Genomic DNA, 16,573 nt, shown 5'->3' on the forward strand with positions numbered 1-16,573 from the left:
GCATGACCGATATCCTCCTGCGCGAACTGGACACCGACGGCATCCTGCGCCTGACCCTGAACGATCCTGGCAGGCGCAACGCCCTGTCCGAGGCGATGCTGACCGCGCTGGGCACGGCGTTTGTCGAGGCTGGACGCGATCCGCTGGTGCGGGTGATCGTGCTGGCCGCCAATGGCCCGGCCTTTTGTGCCGGGCACGACCTCAAGGAAATGACCGCCGGGCGTGCGGGGGATGACCGTGGCCGGGCCTATTTCACCCGTGTCCTGACCCAGTGTTCCGGTGTCATGCAAGGCATTGTCAATTGCCCCAAGCCGGTGATCGCCGAAGTCACCGGCATCGCCACCGCCGCCGGGTGCCAATTGGTCGCCAGCTGCTATCTGGCGATTGCGGCGGACAGCGCTCAGTTCAGCACACCGGGCGTTCATATCGGTCTGTTCTGCTCGACGCCAATGGTGGCTCTGTCGCGCAACGTTGCCCACAAGCACGCGATGGAAATGCTGCTGACCGGCGACATGACCCCCGCCGCGCGCGCCGCAGAGATCGGGCTGGTCAATCGCTGCGTCACGCCCGAGGCCTTGAGCGATGAGGTCATGGCGGTCGCGCGCAAGATCGCCGCGAAATCCGCGATGACCTTGGCCACCGGCAAGCGGGCGTTTTACGCGCAGACGCAGATGCCGCTGGCCGAGGCCTATGACCATGCCACACGCGTGATGGTCGACAACATGCTGGCCCGCGACGCCCAAGAAGGCATCGGTGCCTTCATCGAAAAGCGCGCGCCCGAATGGCAGGACGCCTGATGGACAATCCGTATAACACCGGCCTTGACCGCAACCCGGCGAATTACCAGCCGCTGACCCCGATCGGCTTTCTGGAACGGGCCGCGTTGGTCTTTCCCGATCACACTGCCATCGTCCATGGCGCAGTGCGGCGCAGCTATGCCGCGTTCTACAGCCGCTCCCGACAACTGGCCTCGGCCTTGGTGGCGCAAGGGATTGGAAGGGGAGAGACCGTTTCTGCGCTGCTCGCCAACACGCCCGCGATGCTGGAATGTCATTACGGAGTGCCGATGTGCGGCGCGGTGCTGCACGCGATCAACACGCGGCTGGATGCGGCGATCATCGCGTTCCAACTGGACCATGCCCTGTCGAAACTGGTCTTCGTTGATATCGAGTTCCTGCCGCTTTTGCACGAGGCGCTGAGGCTGTGCGCGGCCAGGCCCAAGGTCATCGTCTATGACGACCCGGAATTCGACGGGCCGCGCATGGCGCACGAGGCCCCGGACTACGAGGACTTCCTTGCCTCCGGCGACCCGGATTTCGCGTGGCTGAGGCCGCAGGACGAATGGGACGCCATCGCGATCAGTTATACCTCCGGCACCACGGGCGATCCCAAGGGCGTCGTGACCCATCACCGGGGCGCCTATCTGCTGGCGCAGGGCAACGCGCTGACGGCCAGCATGGCGAAACACGCGGTCTACCTGTGGACCCTGCCGATGTTCCACTGCAACGGCTGGTGTTTCCCGTGGACCCTGTCGGCGATCATCGGCACCCATGTCTGCCTGCGCCAAGTCCGGGCCGAACCGATCTGGGCGGCGCTGGCCGATGAGGGCGTCACGCATCTGTGTGGCGCGCCCATCGTCATGTCGCTGATGATCTCGGCCCCAGACGCGGTGAAACGCCCGCTGGACCAGCCGGTCCAGTTCTTCACCGCCGCCGCCCCGCCGCCGGAAAAGCTGCTGGCTGACATGAAAGAGGCCGGGTTCGACGTCACCCATCTGTACGGCCTGACCGAAACCTACGGCCCGGCCGTGGTCAATGATTGGCACGCGGATTGGTCTGCCCTGCCGCCCGCCGCGCAAGCAAGGTTGAAGGCGCGTCAGGGCGTGCGCTATCTGCCGCTCGAAGGGCTGGACGTGCTCGACCCCGAAACCATGTTGCCCGTGCCCCGCGACGGTCAAACCATGGGTGAGGTCATGTTCTGCGGCAACGTCGTGATGAAGGGCTATTTCCGCAACCCGAAGGCGACCGAAGAGGCGTTCAAAGGCGGCTGGTTCCATTCGGGTGACTTGGGGGTGATTCATCCCGATGGTTACATCCAACTCAAGGATCGGTCCAAGGACGTGATCATCTCGGGCGGCGAGAACATCTCGTCGATAGAGGTCGAAGAGGTGCTGTATCGGCATCCCGCCGTTGCCGTCGTTGCCGTGGTCGCACAACCGCATGACAAATGGGGCGAAACCCCCTGCGCCTTTGTCGAACTGGCCGAAGGGCAGCAGGCCGATGCCGCCAGCCTGAAGGCGTGGTGCCGCGACAACCTTGCGCATTACAAGGTGCCGGGGCGCTTCATCTTTGGCCCGGTCCCGCGCACGTCGACTGGCAAAATCCAGAAGTTCACCCTGCGCGACCAGGCGCGGACACTGGAAAAGGCATGAACTTGCCGGGGGGCAATGCCCTCTCGACGAAACCTTTTGGGCGACTCTGCAATCCATGGCAGAGTGGCCCTCTGATTTGAGAGGCCACGGAAAAAGGCGAGATATTCGAACGACGATTCATAGGGAGGAGAGACCATGAACCTGAGACCGGACCCGACATTCCACGCAACCCCGAAACTGGCGATGGAGGCGCCGGCCGAGACGCTGGCCTTCACGCTGATGCTGTCGCCGGATGGCTCCCAGCCCGATGGCCTTGCGGTTGTCGATGTGGACCCGAAATCGGACACCTACGGCGAGATCGTCCACCAGCTGATCATGCCGAACAAGGGCGACGAGTTCCACCACTTCGGCTGGAACGCTTGTTCCTCGTCCCTGTCGCCGCTGTCGGGCCATGCCTTTCTGGAACGGCGCTATCTGATCATCCCGGGCATCCGGTCGTCGCGCATCTATATCATCGACGTGAAAGAGCCGCTTGAAGCGAAGATCCACAAGATCATCGAACCCGAAGAAGTCTTTGCCAAGACCGGTTACTCCCGCCCCCATACCATCCATTGCGGCCCCGAAGGCATCTATGTCAGCACACTGGGCGGCGGCGGCGAGGACGGGACCGACGGCCCTCCAGGCATCTTCATCATGGATTGCGAAACCTTCGAGATCCTTGGCCGCTATGAAATGGACCGGGGCAAGCAGGACAAGCACTACGATTTCTGGTGGAACCTGCCGCGCGATTACATGGTCAGTTCGGAATGGGGCCTGCCGCCACAGTACGAAAACGGGATCGTCGCCGAGGACCTTCTGTCCAACAAATACGGCCACGCGATCCACTTCTGGAAGCTGCGCGAGCGCAAGAACGTGCAGACCATCGATCTGGGGGAAAACCACCAGATGGCGCTGGAAATCCGCCCGGCGCATGACCCGTCCAAGGACTATGGGTTCTGCGGTGTCGTGGTGGACACCACCAACCTGCAAGGTGCGATCTTTACCTGGTGGCAGAACGACGACGGCACCTTCGAGGCCAAGAAGACCCTGACCATCGACCCCCGCCCCGAAGACCCGGCAAACCTGCCGCCGCTGTTGCAGGGCTTTGGCGCGGTGCCGCCGCTGGTGACGGATATCGACCTCAGCCTGGATGACAAATACCTCTACGTTGCCTGCTGGGGCTTGGGCGAAATGCACCAGTATGATGTGTCGGACCCGTTCAACCCCAGATTGGCGGGCAAGGTCGAACTGGGCGGCATCGCACGCGGGGCGAAACATCCCAACGGTCAGCCCTTTGCCTATGGGCCGCAGATGGTCGAGATCAGCCGCGACGGCAAGCGCGTCTACTGGACCAACTCGCTGTATTCGACGTGGGATGATCAGTTCTACCCTGATGACGAAGGCGGGCAGATGGTCATGGCGCATGTGAGTGAGAATGGCGGTTTGACGCTGGCAGAGGATTTCTACGTCGATTTCCCGAAGGGCTATCGCAGCCACCAGATCCGCCTGGAAGGCGGGGACTGCTCGACCGACAGCTTCTGCTACCCGTCCGCCTGATCAATGGACGCACCAAACACAGCAACGGCCCTTTGGGGGGCCGTTGTCGTCTCGGGGCTGTACCATGGCGCGAACCCCGGAATGGGCTGGCCGCTGGCCGTATCGGCGGCGCTGATGGACCGCAAAAGTCGCAGTCTGTGGCGGGCGCTGGGTGCGCTGGCGCTCGGGCATCTGCTGGCGATGGCCGCGATCCTGTTTCCGTTCGGCGCATTGCTTTTTCTGGCGGAATGGCAGCGCGAGATCCAGATCGGAGCGGCCACTCTGGTGATCACACTGGGGGTCTACCTGCTGATCAACCGCCGCCACCCGCGATTTCTTGCCCGCGTGCCACCGTCGCGGCTGGCGCTTTGGTCCTTCCTGGCCGCCATGGCGCACGGGGCCGGGCTGATGCTGGTGCCGATTTACCTCGGGATTTGTGAGACGATCACGACGGATGCGGGCCACGCCGCCGCTGCGGGGCTGATGTCGGGCAGCCTCGGCACGGCCGTTCTGGTGGCGTTCGCACATACGACGGCCATGTTCACGACGGGTGCGGCCTTCGCTTATTCGGTCTACCGCTGGTTCGGCCTCAAGGCACTGTCCCGAAGCTGGCTCAACCTGGATGTCGTATGGGCAATCAGCCTGATCCTGGTTGGGGGTATCGCTTTGTACTCGATCGTTGCGTAGGCAGCGGATCCGCGCGCAAGGGGGCGCCCTTCAAGAGAGCTGACACCAGCCGATGCACACGCAGCCAAAGTGTGGCCGGGTGAAGGTGCTCCGGGCTCGCAGCGGTCATTGCGCAACAAGTCGACTTCCAGCTTGAACCTGTACCGTTTTCAGCAAAAGGCCCCCGAAGCGGGGGCCTTTTCCGGGGCCGTTTGGGGCCGCTCAGCTGATTGCGGCGGCTTTCACGTCGTCGTCGATGAACGGGACGTATTGTTCGAAGTTGTCCGCGAACATCTGCACGAGCTTGTGCGCCTGCGCGTCGTAGGCGGCCTTGTCGTCCCATGTCTTGCGCGGGTCAAGGAGCAGTTCCGGCACGCCTTCGACATGAACCGGGACTTCGAAGCCGAAGTTCGGGTCCTTGCGGAAATCGGCATTGGCCAGTTTGCCATCAAGGGCGGCGTGCAGCAGGGCGCGGGTTGCCTTGATCGGCATACGCGAGCCGGAGCCATAGGCCCCGCCGGTCCAACCGGTGTTGACAAGCCAGCAGGTCGCGCCGTGCTTGGCGATCTTGTCGCGCAGCAGGTTGCCGTACTCCTCGGGGCGACGCGGCATGAAGGGCGCGCCGAAGCAGGTCGAGAAGGTCGGCTCCGGCTCGGTCACGCCGCGCTCGGTGCCGGCGACCTTGGAGGTGAAGCCGGAGAGGAAGTGATACATCGCCTGCGCCGGTGTCAGACGCGCGATCGGAGGCAGCACGCCAAAGGCATCGCAGGTCAGCATGATGATGTTCTTCGGATGCCCGCCAAGCGCGGTTTTCGACGCATTGGAGATATAGTTCAGCGGGTAGGCGCAGCGCATGTTGGCGGTCAGACTGTCGTCTTCGAAATCGAGATCGAAGGTCTCCGGATCGAAGACCATGTTCTCGATCACCGTGCCGAATTTCTCGGTCGTGGCGTAGATCTCCGGCTCTGCCTCGGGGGAGAGGGAGATGGTCTTGGCATAGCAGCCGCCTTCGAAGTTGAAGGTGCCGCGGTCGGACCAGCCGTGTTCGTCATCGCCGATCAGCACGCGCTCCGGATCGGCCGACAGCGTGGTCTTGCCGGTGCCGGACAGGCCGAAGAAGATCGCGGTGTCGACCGGGTTGCCGACGGCGTGGTTTGCCGAGCAGTGCATCGCCATGATGCCCTTGCCGGGCAGGATGTAGTTCAGCAGGGTGAAGATCGATTTCTTGTTCTCGCCCGCGTATTCGGTGTTGGCGATCAGGATGCGTTTTTTATCGAAGTTCATCGCCACAACCGTTTCGGTGCGGCAGCCGTGCTTCTTGGGGTCGGCCTTGAAGCTGGGGCAGTTGATCACGGTCCAGTCCGCTTCGAAGGTGTCGAGGTCCTCGCGGTCCGGACGGCGCAGCATGTGGCGACAGAAGAGACCGTGCCACGCCAGTTCGGTGACCATGCGCACGTCGATTGCATTGGCCGGATCGGCGCCGCCGGTAAGGTCCTGGACGTAATAGTCGCGGCCCTTCATGTGTTCGATCATGTCTGCTTCGAGCGCGTCAAATCCGGCGGGTTCCATCGGAGCGTTGTTCTCCCACCAGATCGAGTCTTCGACCAGGGGGGTGCGCACGATGAACTTGTCCTTGGGCGAGCGGCCGGTGAATTGGCCGGTGGAGACAAGGAAAGAGCCTCCCTTGCCAAGCGTGCCCTCGCCTTTTTTCAGAGCCGCTTCGATCAGCGCAGGCTCCATGAGGTTGTAATAGACATTGCCCAGACCTTCGATCCCTTGATCTTCAAGCCGGAATTGCGGGTTGACCCGTCCAAATGTCATCTGCCTAGCTCCTGTCGCAGCGCCTATGAGGTAAGTATCTTGCGTCCGGCGGGACGCCTGAGAACTTTCCTTTAACATGACGCTTTCCGCCGTGAACAGGACGCATTCACTCAGTTAGCGCAACCATTCGTGGTTTAGCGCCACCACGGCGATTGCCTGCCGAGCGTGTTAGCGCGGACTGCGACGATCTGTATCGCCGTTAGCGCACCCATCCGGACAATGCATAGAATGCTGCGAATCAAGGTGAGGCTTTTTAGCCATTCCTTTGGGAAATCCACCTCCAATGATGGGGACGACGTGGTCTGATTCGCAGTTTGGGATTGTTGGAATGGGAAATTTCTCGCATACTGAAGAAAAAAATCAGGCAAACAGAGCAGTATAAGGAATAATCAATGTCGAAAATCGCCCTTGTGGACGATGACAGGAATATCCTGACATCGGTGTCGATGACCCTTGAAGCCGAGGGTTTCGAAGTCGAGACATTCAACGACGGACAGGCCGCGCTGGATGCCTTTAACAAGAAGATGCCCGATATGGCCGTCTTCGACATCAAGATGCCGCGCATGGACGGCATGGATCTGCTGCAGCGTGTGCGCCAGAAGTCCAAGATGCCGGTGATCTTCCTGACGTCCAAGGACGATGAGATCGATGAGGTTCTGGGTCTGCGCATGGGCGCCGACGATTACGTCAAGAAGCCCTTCAGCCAGCGTCTGCTTGTCGAGCGGATCCGCGCGCTGCTGCGCCGTCAGGAGGCGGTGGCCGGTGACGTCGTGGGCGAGACCGAGGAAACCAAGCTGATGACCCGTGGCAGCCTGACCATGGATCCGTTGCGCCACGCCGTGAGCTGGAAGGGGCAGGACGTGACCCTGACGGTCACGGAATTCCTGCTGTTGCAGGCGCTTGCACAGCGGCCGGGTTTCGTGAAGTCACGCGATCAACTGATGGACGTGGCCTATGACGATCAGGTCTATGTCGACGACCGGACCATCGACAGCCACATCAAGCGTCTGCGCAAGAAGATGCGGACCGTGGATACGGATTTTTCCGCGATCGAAACGCTTTACGGTATCGGCTACCGCTACAACGAAGAGTGATCCATGGCTTTGGCCGAGCGGTTCTCAGAGACAGATGACCGGGACGAGACGTCCCGGAACAACGCCGATGTTGTGCTGGGCGACGATTGGGTCGCCCCGGACAGCACGGTGGAAAAAGAGCTGCGCGACAGCCGTGCGCAGCGCAGTCTGTTTTCGCTTAACCGCTCGCCACTGACGCGGAAAATCATCACGTTCAACCTTGTTGCGCTGAACGTGCTTGTCGCGGGCATCCTGTGGCTGAACTCGTCGCGCGATACGCTGGCGGTTCACAAGGCCAACGCGCTGCAGTCGGAGGTCGAGCTGATCGCCGATGTGTTCGAGGCGCAGCTGGGCGATGGAACTGCCGGTGCGCTTGGCACCTCGTCGGGGATTGACGTGGCGCGGACCGTGGCGGGGCTCGATCTGCGCCAGGGTGTGCAGCTGATGGTCTACGACGCAGGCGGGTTCCTCGTTGGCGATGCGTCCGGCGCCCTGTCGCCGCTCCTCGACGCGATCCCGAAAGACGAAGAGCCGACGCTGATCTCGAATTTTCTCGATACGATCTGGCGCACGGTTTCGGGCTTTTTCACCTATTTCTCATCGGAGCCGGAGTTGGTTCTGGAGGACCGGCTGCGCCGCATGATCGAAGCCGGCGATCCAACCCTAACCCGCGTGGTTTCGGGCAATGGCCCGCATGGCGAGACGCTGTTTCATGCCTTTTCCCCCATTCGGCTGGGCGGCGCGGTGTTTGGTACGGTCGCGCTTGTCTCTACCGCGGCCGAGATTGACGCCGCCGTCGCCGCCGAGCGCGAGCGGGTGCTGCAGATGTTCGTGATCGCCACGCTTGTCTCCATCGGGCTCAGCCTTGTGCTGGCCTCGACCATCGCCAACCCGATTTCCGACCTCGCCGATGCCGCCGAGATTGGCCGTGACCGCAACCATCGGAGCAAGACAACCGGCCGTATCCGCATCCCCGACCTGACGGCGCGTCCGGACGAGATCGGCCGCCTGTCCGGTGCGCTGCGCGGCATGGTTGGCGCGCTGTACGATCGGATCGACAGCAACGAACAGTTCGCCGCCGATGTCGCCCATGAGATCAAGAACCCTCTCGCCTCCATGCGCTCTGCCGTGGGCAGTTTGCGTATGGTCCGCAAGGAAGAGCACCGCACCAAGTTGCTTGAGGTGATCGAGCACGATGTGCGGCGTCTGGATCGGCTGGTGAGCGATATTTCCAATGCCTCCCGGCTCGACAGCGAGCTGGTCAAGGAAGAGGAGCAGGAGTTCAACCTGCTCGATCTGCTGGGCAATATCACCGAGTTTCTCGGGCAGGATGCAGAGAAGAAAGGCGTCGAGTTCATCACCGACCTGCCGCCGCGTCCGATCCTGATCAACGGTCTGGAGCCGCGCCTCGCGCAGGTCTTCGTCAACCTGATCACCAACGCCATTTCGTTCTGCGAGGACGGTGATGCGATCCGGGTCTGGGCGCGCCGTCGTGACAATCGCGTTCTGGTCGTGGTCGAGGATACCGGCCCCGGCATCCCGGAAGAAGCGCTGCAAAAGATCTTCAAACGATTCTACACATCGCGCCCCAGCCAAGACTTCGGCAACAACTCCGGATTGGGTCTGGCGATTTCGAAACAGATTGTGGAGGCTCACGGCGGTGTGATCTGGGCCGAGAACATCCGACCGACCGAAGCGGATGTGACTTCTGAGCCGCTCGGCGCCCGGTTCGTCGTGGGTCTGCCCATCTGACCGATATGACCGACGCCGCAAAGCCCGTCGTTCTTCACGCCACTGCGGTGACGGTTTGCGGGCGTGGTCTGCTGATCCGCGGAGCAACCGGCTCCGGCAAATCGTCGATCGCCCTTGAGTTGATGTCACGAGGCGCGCTGTTGATCTCTGATGACAGGGTGAAGGTCGACCCGCAAGAAGACGGCGCCCCCTGGCTCAGCGCGCCACGCACCATCGCGGGGTTGATCGAGGCGCGCGGTTTGGGGATCCTTCATGCGGAGGTGGCGGATGGCGCGCCGCTGGCGGCGATACTCGACCTTGACGAGATGGAAACGCACCGTTTGCCTCCTGTTCGCGAATCCATGCTAATGAACGTCTCGGTGCCGTTGCTTCACAATTCCGCGTCCCCCTATTTTGCGGCCGCTGTGATGCAATATCTGAAGGGTGGGCGAAAGGAGTAAAACCATGTCCAACGGCATGCATCGCGTGGTTCTGGTCACTGGCCCCTCGGGCGCCGGGCGCTCCACCGCGATCAACGCGCTGGAGGACTTTGGCTTTGAAAGCATTGACAACATTCCGCTTTCCCTTGTGCCGCGCCTGATCGAAGGGCCGGATCACAGGCCGCGACCGATGGCCTTGGGCATTGATGTGCGCAATCGGGACTTCTCTGCGGAAGGGCTGATCGAGGTGCATCGGGCGCTCTCTGCGATGCCGGGGCTGAGCTGTGATCTGCTGTATCTCGATTGTGCGCCGGACGTCTTGAGCCGCCGCTACTCGGAAACCCGCCGCCGTCACCCCCTCGCGCCGGATGACTCGCCCGCCGAAGGCATCGCGCGGGAACTTGCGCTGCTGGAGGATGTGCGCAGCCGCGCCGACGTGTTGATCAATACGACGGATCTGACAGTGCATGAGCTGCGCGCGGAGATGGAAGGCTGGTTCGGACAGGCCACCGGGCAGGGCATGGCGCTGTCGGTGCACTCGTTTTCCTACAAGCGCGGCCTGCCGCAGGGGCTTGATATGGCTTTTGACTGCCGGTTCCTGCGCAATCCGCATTGGCAGCCCGACCTGCGACCCTACACCGGGCTTGATCTGCCGGTGGCGGACTACGTGGCGGGCGATCCGCGCTATGAGGGGTTGATGGAGCGGGTGCTGGATCTGCTCCTCTATGTGCTTCCTGGTTGTGTCGAGGAGGGCAAGGCTCATTTCTCGGTTGGTTTTGGATGTACCGGGGGGCAACACCGGTCTGTTGCCGTAACGGAATACATCGCTGCTGCACTTGCACAAGAAGGCTGGCGGGTGTCAATTAGACACCGCGAACTGGAGCGCCGGGGTTTGGCCACAGGCGCGGCGCGTATGGCGCCCAATGAGGGAAAGGCTCCGCAGTGATCGGTATCGTGATTGTCGCCCATGGAGGCCTCGCGCGGGAGTATCTCTCGGCGGTAGAACATGTGGTGGGCAAACAGCCGGGCATCGCGGCCATTTCCATCGAGGCCGACTGTGATCGCGGCAAGAAGGAAGCCGAGATTTGCATTGCCGCCGACGAGGTTGACCGGGGCGATGGTGTGGTTCTGGTGACCGATATGTTCGGCGGCTCGCCGTCGAACCTGTCGCTCATGGCCTGCCAGCCGGCGAACCGGCGGATCCTCTATGGGGCCAACCTGCCGATGTTGATCAAACTGGCCAAGTCCCGCCAGATGCCGGTCGGTGACGCGGTAAGGGGTGCGCTTGAGGCCGGACGCAAGTATATCGACAGCCGCAACATCGGGCCCGGCGCGGCCTGAGTCGTCTGTTCAAACCGTTAGTAGAAAGCCATTCCATGTCCCAGTCCGTGCAGCGTGCGCTGAAAATCGTAAACGAGAAGGGGCTGCACGCCCGCGCATCGGCCAAGCTGGTCGAGGTGGTCGAGGGTTTCGATGCCTCGGCGGAGGTCAGCCGTGACGGCATGAGCGCCAGCGGAGACAGCATTATGGGCCTTTTGATGTTGGCAGCCGCGAAGGGAACCACTATTGAGGTGCAAACCTCGGGTCCGGACGCCGAGGCGCTGGCCGATGCGGTCGAGGCGCTGGTGGCGGATCGCTTCGGGGAAGAGTGCTAGGCGCCGGGCGCCGGCGGGTGACCACGGATCCGGGACAGGGACTGTCCGGACAGGAAGACGGGACAAGGGACAGGCATGGTCCAGGGCATTGACGCGCCGACCACGGGAACGACGCCTCAACCCGAGTCCGCCCCCTACGACAAGCGCAAGGTCAGCTACGCCAACACGTTCACCAATCCGTGGAAAGCGAACACGATCCGCGCGATGGAATGGGCAACCGGCAAGATCCCGCTGCTGCGCATGGTGCGCCGCTTCGAACGCATGGGCCCCGCGGAGGGGCAGGCGTTCTGGACACAGGCGCTTGATATCATGGGCATCGACCTTGAGACCCCGGCGGAGCAGATTGCCAATATCCCGGCCAAAGGGCCGGTGATCGTGGTTGCCAACCATCCGCACGGGCTTGTTGACGGGATGGTGTTGGCCGAAATGATCGGGCGGGTGCGCACCGATTACCGCATTCTCACCCGCTCACTGTTGACCGGTGTGCGCGAGATCGAGGAATTCATGATCCCGGTGCCGTTTCCGCACGAAACGGATGCCCGCGAACAGAGCCTTGAGATGCGCGCGCGCGCCATGGGACATCTGAAGGATGGCGGTGTGATCGTGCTGTTCCCCTCCGGGGTTGTGGCCCATTCGGAGACATGGTTTGGCCCGGCGATCGAGGCGGGCTGGAACCCGTTTACCGCCAAGATGGTACAGCGTTCCGGGGCTACGGTGGTGCCGGTGTTCTTTCCCGGGCAAAACAGCCGCGCCTATCAGATTGCCAACAAACTCTCGGCCACGCTGCGGCAGGGATTGTTGATCCATGAGGTAATCCACGCCTGCCGCCGTCCACAGAAGCCGGTGGTCGGCAAGCCGATCACACCCGAAAAGATCAAGTCGTTTGCGGGTGGGCAGCGCGAGTTCGTGGCGTGGCTGCGGGAGCAGACGCTCGGCCTGAAGGACGGCTGAGGTTTCGCTGTCTCAGGGCGTACGGCGCAGATCGGGCCATTGGTAGATCACGTGGACAAAGCCGCGCGGGTCGACGTCTTCTCCGGTCAACTCCGCGCCCATATGTTCATAGAACCGCCGCGCCGGGGCATTGCTGTCGAGCACTTCGACCCATGCGCGGTGAATACCCTGGGCCTCAATGGTCTCGAAACAGGCCCGGAGCAGCGCCCGGCCATAGCCGTTTCCGTGATGGGCCTGCAGCACGTAGAGCGAGTCCACCTGCGCGATGCGGGCATCCCGCGTCGGGGTCAGATCGACGGAGGCAAAACCGACGATTTCCGCACCGGGCGCGGCAACGAAGACCTGTTTGGCATCCGGGTGTTCGGAGAGCCCCTGCCAGAAGACAAGGCGTTTTTCGTAGCTTTGCGCGTCGATGAGCGCGTCGGGCAGAAGGCCGCGATAGGTCTCCTGCCACGCCTGAACGTGGACGCGGGCGATGGCGCGCGCGTCCGCCGCTTCGGCGGATCGGATCACCGTGTCGGGACCGGCGCGTCGCCGCGATAGTCGTAGAAACCGCGTTTGGTCTTGCGTCCGAGCCATCCGGCCTCGACGTATTTCGTGAGCAATGGGCAGGGACGATACTTGGTATCCGCCAGCCCGTCATGCAGCACGTTCATGATTGCAAGGCAGGTGTCGAGACCGATGAAATCGGCCAGCTCCAGCGGTCCCATCGGGTGGTTTGCGCCGAGCTTCATGGCCATATCGATGGATTGCACGGAGCCGACACCCTCGTAGAGCGTATAGCAGGCCTCGTTGATCATCGGGATCAGGATCCGGTTGACGATAAAGGCTGGGAAATCCTCGGCGCTGGCGGCGGTTTTGCCCAGCTTGTTCACCACGGCGAGGCAGGCGTCGTAGGTTTCCTTGTCCGTGGCGATGCCGCGGATCAGCTCGACCAGCTGCATGAGCGGCACCGGGTTCATGAAGTGAAACCCCATGAATTTCTCCGGACGGTCCGTGCGAGAGGCCAGGCGAGTGATCGAGATGGAGGAGGTATTGGACGTCAGGATGGTGTTCGGGCCGAGGTCCGGCGCGAGGCTTTCGAAGATCTTGTTCTTGACGTCCTCGCGTTCGGTCGCCGCTTCGATCACCAGATCGGTTGCGGCAATCTGGGGCAAGTCCATGGTGGTCGAGATCCGGGATAGGGCCGCGTCACGATCCGCGCCGGAGATTGTCTCGCGGCTGACCTGGCGGTCAAGGTTTCGCGTGATCAGCGCCACGGCCTTGTCGAGCGACTCCTGGCTGATGTCGTTCAGGCAGACATCATAGCCCGCAAGGGCCATCACATGTGCGATCCCGTTGCCCATCTGACCGGCGCCAACGACACCTACCGATTTGATCTCCATGTGCGCTTCCTCTGATTTGACGGCCAGACATTGGCCCTGTTTCGCTGTGGCTGCAAGGGCAGGTGGTTCAAGTTAATGATGCATTTTCACTTTAGGCTTTTCGCAATCTGTTTGGGCGATTCTCCTCTTCGGGTGAGATAAATCAGAGGTGGGGCTATGACTGTCCATTCCGGTGGTCCGGGTACGCTTGAGTACTATCCATGTAAATACGGCAGTTCCCGGGTCATGTTTCGGGGACCAAAGGCCGAGATGAGCGGCGATTACATCGCCTTCCTCGGAGGGCTTGAAACCTACGGTCGGTTCATCGCGCAGCCTTTTCCGGATTTGCTCGAACGGCTTTTGGCGGTGGAATGCGTGAATTTCGGCGTGGCGAATGCCGGTGTCGACTTCTATCTGAACGATCCGGCTGTCCTCGGGCTGGCGGGCGGTGCTGCGGTGAAGGTGCTGCAGGTGATGGGGGCGCAGAATATGTCCAATCGGTTTTACATGGTGCATCCGCGCCGCAACGACCGGTTCTTGCGCGCGTCCGACCGGCTGGAGGATTTGTTTCCCGAGGTCGATTTCACCGAGTTTCATTTCAATCGCCACATGCTGGCGCGGCTGCGGGAGGTTTCGGAAGACCGCTACGCGGTGGTCGCGGATGAGCTGCGTACGGCCTGGGTCGGCCGTATGAAACACGTGCTGACGATCTTGCGCGGCAAAGTCGTTTTGCTCTGGTTCTCCGATCACGCGGTCCCGGAAAAGATCGGCGGGATTGACGCGGGCGATCCGCTTTTCGTCACCCGCAACATGATCGAGACGCTGCGCCCGCGTGTGTCCTCCGTGGTCGAGGTGGTCTGTTCCGAAGAGGCGACGATGCAGGGCACGCTCGGCATGGTCTTCAACGATTTCGAGGCCTGCGCTGCCGCCGAGCAGATGGGGCCGATGGCTCATGCCGAAGCGGCGGATGCGCTGGCCGAGGTGATCGGCCCGATGGTGGGCGGTGGGTTGGCTTGAGATTGCAGGGCGCCTGAGGAAAAAAGGCCCGCCGATTGGCGGGCCTTACGCCTTCCGGTCCGTAGGGCGGGGCTGTGCCCCGCACCCCGGCGTCAGAGTTTCTCGGTGAGTTCCGGCACGGCCTCGAAGAGGTCCGCCACAAGGCCAAAGTCAGCGACCTGGAAGATCGGCGCTTCTTCGTCCTTGTTGATCGCAACGATGATCTTGCTGTCCTTCATCCCGGCGAGGTGCTGGATCGCGCCGGAGATGCCCACGGCGACGTAGAGGTTCGGCGCCACGACCTTGCCGGTCTGGCCGACCTGCCAATCGTTCGGGGCAAAGCCCGAATCAACGGCCGCGCGCGAGGCGCCAACGGCGGCGCCGAGTTTGTCGGCAAGGGCTTCGATGATCTTGAAGTCTTCCTCGGAGCCGACACCGCGCCCACCGGAGACGACGACGCCTGCGGAGGTCAACTCGGGGCGGTCGCTCTCGGCGACCTTGTCCTCGACCCAGGACGACAGGTCGGACGACGCGCCGCCAATGGTTTCGACCGGCGCGGAATTGCCGGTGCCCGCCGCGTCGAAGGTGGAGGTCCGGAAGGAAATGACCTTCGTTGCGTCCTTCGATTTCACGGTCTGGATGGCATTGCCCGCATAGATGGGACGCTCGAAGGTGTCCGCATCCACCACGCCGGACACATCGGTCAGCACCATCACGTCGAGCAGTGCGGCCACACGGGGCAGCACGTTCTTAGCGTCGGTCGTCGCCGGGGCGACGATGTGGGAATAATCACCGGCAAGGCCGACGATCAGGTCTGCGGTGGCTTCGGCGAGGCGGTGGGACAGGCCCGCGTCCTCGGCAACCAGCACCTTGGCAACGCCCTCGATGGTCGCGGCTTCGGCGGCGGCGTCGGCGGCGGTGCCCCCGGCGCAGAGCACAGTCACCTCACCCAGCGCCTTGGCGGCGGTCACGGCCTTGGCGGTGGCGTCCATCGACAGCGCACCGTCGTTGACTTCGGCAAGAAGAAGTACAGCCATTACACAGCCCCCGCTTCCTTGAGTTTCGCAATCAGCTCATCGACATCGGCAACCTTGATCCCGGCGGCGCGCTCGGCGGGCTCGGAGGTCTTGACGATTTCGAGGCGCGGGGTGACGTCGACGCCGTAGTCCTCGGCGGTTTTTTCATCCAGCGGCTTTTTCTTGGCCTTCATGATGTTCGGCAGCGAGGCATAGCGCGGCTCGTTCAGGCGCAGATCGACGGTGACGACGGCGGGCATCTTCACGCTGATCGTTTGCAGACCGCCGTCCACTTCGCGGGTGACCTTGGCGGCGTCGCCGTCGATGTCGACCTCGGAGGCAAAGGTGGCCTGGCTCCAGCCGAGCAGCGCGGAGAGCATCTGGCCGGTGGCGTTCATGTCGTTGTCGATCGCCTGCTTGCCGCAGAGCACGAGGCCGGGCTGCTCTTCCTCGACGACCTTGGCGAGGATCTTGGCCACGGCGAGCGGCTCGATGTCCTGATGCACGTCATCGGCGGCGACCACGAGGATCGCGCGGTCGGCGCCCATGGCGAGCGCGTTGCGCAGCGTGTCGGTGGCTTGCTTCACACCGATGGAGACGGCGACGATTTCGTCGGCCTTGCCGGCTTCCTTGAGGCGGATCGCCTCTTCGACGGCAATCTCGTCGAACGGGTTCATCGACATTTTGACGTTGGCGAGATCAACACCGCTGCCGTCCGCTTTGACGCGCACTTTCACGTTGTAGTCGATCACGCGTTTGACGGGTACGAGTACCTTCATCAGCGTTCCTCTCCTTTATCTGCGCGGCTTTGCTGCCGCGCGGCATTCTCGGAGAGGGTGATACCGTGTCGGTGCGTGATGAAACAGAGTAAAATCGTCACGTTAGCGCCAAAGGACGTCGCGTTTTCGAGAATG

17 protein-coding genes are annotated in these 16,573 nt (G+C 62.4%); 12 read left to right on the top strand and 5 right to left on the bottom strand.

Annotation, left to right across the window (positions count from 1 at the left end; genetic code table 11):
• The first annotated feature begins 2 nt into the window (after window positions 1–2).
• The 4 genes from ACN2XU_RS17105 to ACN2XU_RS17120 all read left to right on the top strand — a co-directional run bounded on the left by ACN2XU_RS17105 (window position 3) and on the right by ACN2XU_RS17120 (window position 4,633).
• The gene (locus ACN2XU_RS17105; RefSeq protein ID WP_419411669.1) at window positions 3–797 is read left to right on the top strand and encodes an enoyl-CoA hydratase; all 795 of its coding nucleotides are present in this window, start codon (window positions 3–5) and stop codon (window positions 795–797) included.
• On the top strand, window positions 797–2,431 hold the full coding sequence (locus tag ACN2XU_RS17110; protein ID WP_419411670.1) for an acyl-CoA synthetase: 1,635 nt from the start codon (window positions 797–799) through the stop codon (window positions 2,429–2,431). The genes ACN2XU_RS17105 and ACN2XU_RS17110 overlap by 1 nt, the downstream gene beginning before the upstream one ends.
• Window positions 2,432–2,566: 135 nt before the next feature.
• A complete protein-coding gene (locus ACN2XU_RS17115; protein WP_419411671.1) occupies window positions 2,567–3,967 on the top strand; it encodes a selenium-binding protein SBP56-related protein in 1,401 nt (466 codons plus the stop codon).
• 3 nt (window positions 3,968–3,970) lie between these two features.
• Complete coding sequence (locus ACN2XU_RS17120) at window positions 3,971–4,633, top strand: hypothetical protein (RefSeq protein ID WP_419411672.1); 663 nt, start codon at window positions 3,971–3,973, stop codon at window positions 4,631–4,633.
• Window positions 4,634–4,834: 201 nt separating this feature from the next.
• Here ACN2XU_RS17120 and ACN2XU_RS17125 read toward each other — a convergent pair whose 3' ends face one another.
• The gene (locus tag ACN2XU_RS17125) at window positions 4,835–6,433 is read right to left on the bottom strand and encodes a phosphoenolpyruvate carboxykinase (protein WP_419411673.1); all 1,599 of its coding nucleotides are present in this window, start codon (window positions 6,431–6,433) and stop codon (window positions 4,835–4,837) included.
• A 392-nt stretch (window positions 6,434–6,825) separates the two neighbouring features.
• On the opposite strand from ACN2XU_RS17125, the gene ACN2XU_RS17130 reads away from it, so the two are divergent.
• The 7 genes from ACN2XU_RS17130 to ACN2XU_RS17160 all read left to right on the top strand — a co-directional run bounded on the left by ACN2XU_RS17130 (window position 6,826) and on the right by ACN2XU_RS17160 (window position 12,283).
• Window positions 6,826–7,527, top strand: coding sequence for a response regulator transcription factor (locus ACN2XU_RS17130; RefSeq protein ID WP_419411674.1), 702 nt, complete (start codon window positions 6,826–6,828; stop codon window positions 7,525–7,527).
• Window positions 7,528–7,530: 3 nt separating this feature from the next.
• Complete coding sequence (locus ACN2XU_RS17135) at window positions 7,531–9,258, top strand: sensor histidine kinase (RefSeq protein ID WP_419411675.1); 1,728 nt, start codon at window positions 7,531–7,533, stop codon at window positions 9,256–9,258.
• A 5-nt stretch (window positions 9,259–9,263) separates the two neighbouring features.
• Window positions 9,264–9,698, top strand: coding sequence for an HPr kinase/phosphorylase (locus ACN2XU_RS17140; protein ID WP_419411676.1), 435 nt, complete (start codon window positions 9,264–9,266; stop codon window positions 9,696–9,698).
• A 4-nt stretch (window positions 9,699–9,702) separates the two neighbouring features.
• Window positions 9,703–10,623, top strand: coding sequence for an RNase adapter RapZ (gene rapZ / locus ACN2XU_RS17145; RefSeq protein WP_419411677.1), 921 nt, complete (start codon window positions 9,703–9,705; stop codon window positions 10,621–10,623).
• Complete coding sequence (locus tag ACN2XU_RS17150) at window positions 10,620–11,018, top strand: PTS sugar transporter subunit IIA (protein WP_419411678.1); 399 nt, start codon at window positions 10,620–10,622, stop codon at window positions 11,016–11,018. The genes rapZ and ACN2XU_RS17150 overlap by 4 nt, the downstream gene beginning before the upstream one ends.
• A 35-nt stretch (window positions 11,019–11,053) precedes the next feature.
• Window positions 11,054–11,332: an HPr family phosphocarrier protein gene (locus ACN2XU_RS17155; protein WP_419411679.1), complete on the top strand. Its 279-nt coding sequence runs from the start codon at window positions 11,054–11,056 to the stop codon at window positions 11,330–11,332.
• A gap of 75 nt (window positions 11,333–11,407) precedes the next feature.
• Entirely contained in the window at window positions 11,408–12,283 is an 876-nt protein-coding gene (locus tag ACN2XU_RS17160) for a lysophospholipid acyltransferase family protein (RefSeq protein WP_419411680.1), read from the top strand.
• 12 nt (window positions 12,284–12,295) lie between these two features.
• Here ACN2XU_RS17160 and ACN2XU_RS17165 read toward each other — a convergent pair whose 3' ends face one another.
• Both ACN2XU_RS17165 and ACN2XU_RS17170 read right to left on the bottom strand, forming a co-directional pair.
• Window positions 12,296–12,796 carry a GNAT family N-acetyltransferase gene (locus ACN2XU_RS17165; protein WP_419411681.1) on the bottom strand — a complete coding sequence of 167 codons (501 nt, stop codon included), beginning with the start codon at window positions 12,794–12,796 and terminating at the stop codon, window positions 12,296–12,298.
• The gene (locus ACN2XU_RS17170) at window positions 12,793–13,668 is read right to left on the bottom strand and encodes a 3-hydroxybutyryl-CoA dehydrogenase (RefSeq protein WP_419411682.1); all 876 of its coding nucleotides are present in this window, start codon (window positions 13,666–13,668) and stop codon (window positions 12,793–12,795) included. The genes ACN2XU_RS17165 and ACN2XU_RS17170 overlap by 4 nt, the downstream gene beginning before the upstream one ends.
• A gap of 156 nt (window positions 13,669–13,824) precedes the next feature.
• Between ACN2XU_RS17170 and ACN2XU_RS17175 the strand changes: the two genes are divergently transcribed.
• Entirely contained in the window at window positions 13,825–14,664 is an 840-nt protein-coding gene (locus tag ACN2XU_RS17175; protein WP_419411683.1) for a DUF6473 family protein, read from the top strand.
• 92 nt (window positions 14,665–14,756) lie between these two features.
• Here ACN2XU_RS17175 and ACN2XU_RS17180 read toward each other — a convergent pair whose 3' ends face one another.
• Both ACN2XU_RS17180 and ACN2XU_RS17185 read right to left on the bottom strand, forming a co-directional pair.
• On the bottom strand, window positions 14,757–15,680 hold the full coding sequence (locus tag ACN2XU_RS17180) for an FAD-binding protein (RefSeq protein WP_419411684.1): 924 nt from the start codon (window positions 15,678–15,680) through the stop codon (window positions 14,757–14,759).
• On the bottom strand, window positions 15,680–16,438 hold the full coding sequence (locus tag ACN2XU_RS17185) for an electron transfer flavoprotein subunit beta/FixA family protein (RefSeq protein WP_419411685.1): 759 nt from the start codon (window positions 16,436–16,438) through the stop codon (window positions 15,680–15,682). Before ACN2XU_RS17185 ends, ACN2XU_RS17180 begins: the two co-directional genes overlap by 1 nt.
• Window positions 16,439–16,573: the final 135 nt, after the last annotated feature.

The sequence above is a fragment of the Pacificoceanicola niger genome, from assembly GCF_048553275.1.
GTDB lineage: Bacteria > Pseudomonadota > Alphaproteobacteria > Rhodobacterales > Rhodobacteraceae > Pacificoceanicola.

Bases quoted from the DNA above. Each gene is read 5' to 3' on its own strand.
- ACN2XU_RS17105 (WP_419411669.1), top strand. From the start codon at position 3: ATGACCGATATCCTCCTGCGCGAACTGGACACCGACGGCATCCTGCGC.
- ACN2XU_RS17110 (WP_419411670.1), top strand. From the start codon at position 797: ATGGACAATCCGTATAACACCGGCCTTGACCGCAACCCGGCGAATTAC.
- ACN2XU_RS17115 (WP_419411671.1), top strand. From the start codon at position 2,567: ATGAACCTGAGACCGGACCCGACATTCCACGCAACCCCGAAACTGGCG.
- ACN2XU_RS17120 (WP_419411672.1), top strand. From the start codon at position 3,971: ATGGACGCACCAAACACAGCAACGGCCCTTTGGGGGGCCGTTGTCGTC.
- ACN2XU_RS17125 (WP_419411673.1), bottom strand. From the start codon at position 6,433: ATGACATTTGGACGGGTCAACCCGCAATTCCGGCTTGAAGATCAAGGG.
- ACN2XU_RS17130 (WP_419411674.1), top strand. From the start codon at position 6,826: ATGTCGAAAATCGCCCTTGTGGACGATGACAGGAATATCCTGACATCG.
- ACN2XU_RS17135 (WP_419411675.1), top strand. From the start codon at position 7,531: ATGGCTTTGGCCGAGCGGTTCTCAGAGACAGATGACCGGGACGAGACG.
- ACN2XU_RS17140 (WP_419411676.1), top strand. From the start codon at position 9,264: ATGACCGACGCCGCAAAGCCCGTCGTTCTTCACGCCACTGCGGTGACG.
- rapZ (WP_419411677.1), top strand. From the start codon at position 9,703: ATGTCCAACGGCATGCATCGCGTGGTTCTGGTCACTGGCCCCTCGGGC.
- ACN2XU_RS17155 (WP_419411679.1), top strand. From the start codon at position 11,054: ATGTCCCAGTCCGTGCAGCGTGCGCTGAAAATCGTAAACGAGAAGGGG.
- ACN2XU_RS17160 (WP_419411680.1), top strand. From the start codon at position 11,408: ATGGTCCAGGGCATTGACGCGCCGACCACGGGAACGACGCCTCAACCC.
- ACN2XU_RS17170 (WP_419411682.1), bottom strand. From the start codon at position 13,668: ATGGAGATCAAATCGGTAGGTGTCGTTGGCGCCGGTCAGATGGGCAAC.
- ACN2XU_RS17175 (WP_419411683.1), top strand. From the start codon at position 13,825: ATGACTGTCCATTCCGGTGGTCCGGGTACGCTTGAGTACTATCCATGT.
- ACN2XU_RS17180 (WP_419411684.1), bottom strand. From the start codon at position 15,680: ATGGCTGTACTTCTTCTTGCCGAAGTCAACGACGGTGCGCTGTCGATG.
- ACN2XU_RS17185 (WP_419411685.1), bottom strand. From the start codon at position 16,438: ATGAAGGTACTCGTACCCGTCAAACGCGTGATCGACTACAACGTGAAA.